At 43.2% G+C, this 6571-nt stretch carries 5 protein-coding genes; all 5 read right to left on the bottom strand.

The window, feature by feature from the left end; translation table 11 throughout:
* Positions 1-191 precede the first annotated feature (191 nt).
* The 5 genes from KU855_RS18355 to KU855_RS18340 all read right to left on the bottom strand — a co-directional run bounded on the left by KU855_RS18355 (position 192) and on the right by KU855_RS18340 (position 6262).
* Positions 192-1496 (bottom strand): GGDEF domain-containing protein, encoded by a 1305-nt coding sequence (locus KU855_RS18355; RefSeq protein WP_218532676.1) that lies wholly within the window; start codon positions 1494-1496, stop codon positions 192-194.
* 604 nt (positions 1497-2100) lie between these two features.
* Complete coding sequence (locus KU855_RS18350; RefSeq protein WP_218532674.1) at positions 2101-3084, bottom strand: transposase; 984 nt, start codon at positions 3082-3084, stop codon at positions 2101-2103.
* 294 nt (positions 3085-3378) lie between these two features.
* A complete protein-coding gene (gene putP, locus KU855_RS18345) occupies positions 3379-4851 on the bottom strand; it encodes a sodium/proline symporter PutP (protein WP_218532679.1) in 1473 nt (490 codons plus the stop codon).
* 573 nt (positions 4852-5424) lie between these two features.
* Positions 5425-5607: a hypothetical protein gene (locus KU855_RS18975; protein ID WP_256261128.1), complete on the bottom strand. Its 183-nt coding sequence runs from the start codon at positions 5605-5607 to the stop codon at positions 5425-5427.
* 25 nt (positions 5608-5632) lie between these two features.
* Positions 5633-6262 carry an EamA family transporter gene (locus KU855_RS18340; protein WP_256261127.1) on the bottom strand — a complete coding sequence of 210 codons (630 nt, stop codon included), beginning with the start codon at positions 6260-6262 and terminating at the stop codon, positions 5633-5635.
* Positions 6263-6571: the final 309 nt, after the last annotated feature.

The raw sequence follows: 6571 nt of genomic DNA, 5'->3' as shown, positions 1-6571 counted from the left end.
TGAAATGCTCTTTGATGGTATCTATATTCATGGCAACTCCTCAAAAGAGGAGCATAAGATCACAGCTAGCTCATTAGGTCAATTTTGATTTGCCATTGGGCAAAAAACGTTCATGATCTGCCCCTGACTAAACTGACAGTAATAATTTAGTTCTAACACGAGCAATCACATTAGCGATTGCTCTAATTTAATCAAGAATGACGATATAGCGTAATTCTATTCCGACCAGAGTTTTTTGACTCGTAAAGCGCTTTATCTGCAGATAAAAATGCTTCTTGCAATGGCATATCAAATACCGAATGAATGGCACCTATGGATATAGTCACATCTAATTGATTGATTTTTTCTCGATTAATAGCACTAAGTAAGTCATTCGCTTTTTTATTCAATTTCTCATAAGAAATTTTGCCATTAAAAATAACCACAAACTCCTCCCCCCCCCAACGAATGGCAAGATCTGTTGCACGGATAGAGGATTTAATACGATTGGCCACCTCTGAAATCACTATGTCGCCAACAACGTGACCATGCACATCATTAATCTTTTTAAAATGATCAATATCAATCAAGCAAATTGAAGATACTGACATTTTTTTATTGATAAATCTATCTTTACGATAAAAACCTGAAAGTCTATCTATTTTACTATCTAGGTAGAATTTTCTAATCGCTTCAGCTATTGAAAAACAACCAAATAACATCATGGTACAAATCATAATGGCCATGACACTGTATATCACTGGCGTTTTGATGACCAAACCCACCTTTTCATTATCAACTTGAAGCGCAAAGCTTTTCTCGACAATCGAGCAAGCCTGTATATTGTGATCGTCAGACAACTCAAACCAAGTAAAATTGTTGGCGTTAAAGTCTACAATGAAGTCATCTAAAAAATCACTGTCTACATCAATCACTAAAACTGAAAAAACGATGCCATCTAAATAGAGAGGGTAATATATAGAGAATAACTCTTTATTTGTGCCTACTTCAACATAAGGGCCGAACACACTGACTGTTTCAAATACAGTTAGGCCGTTGGATTCTAACGACTTATCAATATCTTCCAATGTTAAAAGACGTTCAAGGTAATTACCATTAGTTGTATCTCTTTTATAGAGATCCTCATACTCTATTCGATATGGTTTTGTGATCACATATTCAGGATATACAACTCCGACAGTCCATAAATTGTCAGATATAATTGGATTGTTCTTCAAAACCGAAAATAAATGATCAATATCACCGCCTAAGTTTCTAACTTTTTCATTATGAGAATCAGCAACGATAACACCATGACTTACGTCATCCTTTGCAACAGTAACGTATTCACTATTCAGACTATTTATATTAAATCTGTATATTGCATCACTGATAAAAAGAATGTTAGTTAAAAACTTACTGTTCAACCTATCCTTGCTAACATCGACATACAAATCAACAACAAAAAATGATAAAACAAAAGAAGCAAAAGCTCCAATCAAATAAAAACTTTTCATAAACCCACTACCAATAATACTTAATTAACTAAAGCACAAGCCCTATGTATTCATTAGAAGTGCTCAATTTAAACTTTGAAAAACATTATTATTCAGTGCCTTACCAAATGATAATAAGAGTTGAAACTACATTTAAGTCTGAATGCGATTCGATAGAAATTATATCATAGCTCAGCCACATCATACGAGCAGCTCAATGTTTTGCTTGCAAAGATCAACACAAATCGCTCACAAAAAACACCAAGAGAAACACAAAAAATTCAAACAACAAAAAAACGCCTCATCTCAGTCAAAAGCAGAATATATAAACCATCCCAAATATAAGAACAAAATATATTTGCATCCAAAAAAAATCGGCTAAAAATTTGCCACCCATATTAAAAAATAGTATCAACAGCACTCACTGTTAATCAATAACATTGCCATTAATTAACAAACATCAAATCAAATAGCCATTTTTGATGAAATGAGTCTCTAATTAAAATGCTGTACTGACTATATTTATCAATAAGCAGTCATTCATACTGAACAGTTCAAAATTTTGGCCATAGTACTCTAACTCATGGCTTAATGAGGAAATAGAACGGGTGAAATTTTAAGATTATTAAATAATGTCCGAGCTTAAATACTGACAACTTTTAGCAAAGTGTCGTCGCCGCTTTTGTAAATGCTCACAAAATAGTGTGAGTTCTGGCGTAGTGCCCACTGGGCCATGAAATAGCTTGCCAAATTCGGTGATAAGTTTACACCAGCGCTCTGCTGGCATGTTGATGCGATTCAGTACGCGACTGCTGCCCTCTCGTATCGAACCTCGCTTGTCATCGCGGATGATTCGCCCGGTATCTTCAATGAGTTCAAGATAATCCTTAAACTCAAAATTAAGACCGATGGGCTGCCCTGCGTGCTCACCGCCTTGAAATGACAGTAAAGCTTGGGGTTCTTCGCCCTTGAGCGCGGCGTGTATTCGCAGTTGAATGCTGGTGAAATCTGATTGCTCTGGGGTAGCGGCTTCGTTTGCCCTTATTGGGTTTAAGTCCACATAAGCCATGCAGGCAAGTACTGCTGCTTCATCCAATAAGGCTTGCGATTTAAACCTGCCCTCCCAGAATCGGCCCGAGCAACCATCTTCCTGATTGGCTTGTCTGGCGATAGGTTCGTTTAAGCAGCGCATAAACCAAGAGATATCACACAAGCGACTGCGATATATGGCGATGGCATGTTTAAGTCGTATCACATCATGAGGAGCCACCAGCTCGCCTTGGGCAAACTTTTGCGTTAAGTCATCCCCTTTAAACAATTGATGCCATTGCTCGACCACTTGTTTGTCACTCCAAGCATTAGCGCTATCAATGTCGACTCGCAGCACCAAATGCAAATGATTAGACATCACAGCAAAGGCCGCCACATCAATGGCAAACACTTGGGCGAGCACTTGAATGCGCTCGGTCACCCAATCTCGCCGGTGGTCGTAGTTTTTACCTGAAAATTTATCATCCCCGCACAAGAATGCGCGGCGGACAACGCGGCTACAGCAGTGGTAATAAGGCGTGTCTTCAATACTGATTTGAGTTCTTCTTGGACGCGGCATAACAGGCTCCAACATCAACAACACCCATCAGCATAGTAAATAATTCAAAGGCTGGCTCATTAATTCGGTGGCTAGCTACTTAATGACTGCCTCGAGATGAGGATGACCTTGGTAAGAGAGTTCGTGAACTACGGGTTAAAATGGGTGGCCCGATAAATTCGTTCGATAAATTGCCCGATAAATTTTCAGCTTAAGATGGGTGGCCTGTTATATTTTGCCTGTTATATTTTTTGGTACTTTATCCCTAAAAAAACCGGAACATGAGTTCCGGTTTTTGCTCATACTATGCAGCGATTAACTGTTGGCTTCACGCATAGCGTCTTCAACCTTTTCATGAACCTGCTTCATTGCATCAGAAGGTTCGGCGGTAAGCTTGCTCACCACAACACAAGTAAGGGTACATAAAATGAAGCCGGGCACTATCTCATAGATGACTGAGCTCAACGAAGCGCCATTGATGGTGATCGGTGCGTAAATCCAAAACAGCACAGTAGCCGCCCCCACTAACATACCGGCCAATGCCCCATTACGGGTAAAGCGTTTCCAATACAAACTCAGAATAACCACTGGTCCAAATGCGGCACCAAAACCTGCCCAAGCATTACTGACCAAATTTAAAATTGAGTTCTGAGGATCCCAAGAGAGCATGATGGCAACCACCGACACCAGCAATACCGACATTCTGCCAACTTGCACCAACTCCTTTTGGGTGGCGTTTTTACGCAAGAAGGTCTTATAAAAGTCTTCGGTCAGCGAGCTTGAGGTCACCAACAACTGAGACGAAATAGTACTCATAATCGCGGCCAAAATCGCAGCCAACAGGAACCCACCAATCAGCGGGTGGAATAAGAACTGGGAAAAAACAATGAAGATCGTTTCAGGATCTTCCAGCACTATTTTTGTTTCGTTGACATAGGCAATGCCCACAAATCCGGTCGCCAAGGCGCCGACAATAGACACTAGCATCCACGTCATACCAATATTACGCGCTGCCGGAATCGCTTTAACCGAGCGAATAGCCATAAATCGCACAATAATATGCGGCTGACCAAAATAGCCCAGTCCCCATGCCAATAAGGAGATAATGCCAAGCGCTGTCAGCGCCTCACCGGTACTGGCATTAGTAAACAACTCCAAATACTTAGGATCGATGGCAGCCACTTCAGTGGTTACGCTGTCAAGCCCACCAAGATCGGTAAAGGCCACCACTGGCACCAACACTAACGACACAAACATAATGCAACCCTGCACAAAGTCGGTCATGCTCACGGCCAAAAAGCCGCCAAACAAGGTGTAAGCACACACCACTGCCGCAGTCACAATCAGTCCCGTGCTGTAATCCATGCCGAATGAGCTGTCAAACAGCTTGCCGCCGGCAACTAAGCTGGCAGAGGTATACAGGGTAAAAAAGATGATGATTACCACCGAGGCGAATACTCGCAGGTAGCGCTCCTTGTCTTCAAAGCGGTTAGCAAAGAAGTCGGGAATGGTGATGGAATCATTGGCCAGCTCGGTATAAACCCGCAGCCTTGGGGCCACAATTAAGTAGTTGGCTAACGCGCCAATCAACAGGCCGACGGCAATCCAAATTTGCGACATACCGGCCACGTACATGGCGCCTGGTAGCCCCATGAGCATCCAACCACTCATGTCGGATGCACCAGCAGAAAGTGCCGTGATGCCAGGACCTAGGCGACGTCCGCCCAGCATATAACCCGACACATCGTCGGTTGAGGTTTTATAGGCGTAAAGCCCAATCGCCAACATGGCGATAAAATATATTCCAATTGAAATAAGCGTATAAGTATTAGGTTCCACAAAGACTCCCGATTGTTATTTTATTCTCCTGACAGCCAAACTTGGATGGATATCCAAAAATGATAAAAATTCAGCTAATTAGTCCCTATGCTAACAAGCCTGTAACCATGTCTCCACCCAAATGTGACAAACTTCATGTTTTTAGTTGGCATGGCTTAAGTATTCACTGCGCTATTAACAGCCCAGTAGCCGCCCCCACAGGACATTCACCAGCCGCCTCAACGCTTCTCCAAGGCATAGCGCAAATAGGCGATTGATAAAGCAAGCCAAAACCAACAGAACCCCTCCCTTTTGGTGGCACCTCTGGATATTGATGACAATAACGTGCTCGGGACACAGAGTTTGGCTCAACAGGAGCGTGGATGAGCGTATAAGTCGTTAACAACTTGCGGTGCAGCTTGCGGCGATAACGGGCTTAGCTAAGGGCGGGCAAAGGCTTAGAAGATAACAAATCACGGTCAAAAATAAGCCCCGCCGGCACCATGCCAACAGGGCTAAGTCAGTTTACAGTCCGCTCGCGAACTAAGCCTTTTGCGGTGCCAACGCCGGTGCCTTGTTGGCAGTATCTGCCTTGGCATCAGCTTTAGTTTCTAATCGAGTAAACATATACAGTGCGATCACAATCAAGGTAACGATAATGGTTTTGCTCAACTCCATCTGCTCGCCCAAAGTCATGACAGCAACGACATACCCGACCAGCGGCATCGTGGCCTTCTCTACACCGTTGCATTTAAATGAGTACAGCTGAATGAGGTAGCTGCCGCCAGAGGAAAATCAGCAGCGGGCTGTCAAGAATGATAAAGATTTGGCTCAAATCCAGCCCCATGGCGATAACCGCAAAGAAGCCAACCACGGCCACCGAGATATACTGGTATAGCATAGACACCACAGAACCGTAATTGTCAGCCAAGCTAGCACGCAGGTGAGCTGTCCACGCCAGAGACAACATCGAGCAGGTCACATAGATATAACCCAGCGTAGGTGTGCCACCGTCAATACTGTTTGTTGGGCCAACACTCATGGCGTAAATACACAAAACTGAGGTAATAAAGGCGCACCATTGAACTTTATTCATGCGAAAGTTCATAAACAGCATCCCGAAAAATACTGTGGCAAAAGGCTGCATCCCCTGAATAATACCGTTTTCGGTGGCACCAATATGAAACAGCGACAGGAAGTTAAATAAGGAGAAAGCCCCCTGACCGATAATGCCGCACAGTGCAATTTTAACAATATCTTTGTGGTCGCTTTTAAGTGAGCCACCCAAATCTTTGCTCAGGCTTTGGCTGCGTGATGTAAAGCAGAAGATGACAGACAGGCCAATGACGGCGGTGATATAGCGGAAAAAGACCAAGGTCATTGGGTCTACGGCTTGAAATAGTGGCTTGGACCCCCCCCCGTGTCCCCCAGGGCGGAAGCATACTTTGATGGATTTATAACCCAAAGAAGACTCTTGCCCTATAATCATCGTTCCAACCCGCTTTCTTCATCTTCACTTTTTGGCTCGGCGCACCACAGTCGCATTGCTTGAGCATATTCATGAGGCGTTGTTGATCAAATAGTTCACGTAACGTACTGATCTAATGACACTTACTCTAATTACTCAACTCGGTAACTAACAGGCATACCTAGTCTTATGACTTTGTTCATTGCCTTGACGTTAGCTAAC

The organism is Shewanella sp. NIFS-20-20 (assembly GCF_019209865.1).
GTDB lineage: Bacteria > Pseudomonadota > Gammaproteobacteria > Enterobacterales > Shewanellaceae > Shewanella.
This window is presented reverse-complemented; position numbering and strand designations above follow the sequence as displayed.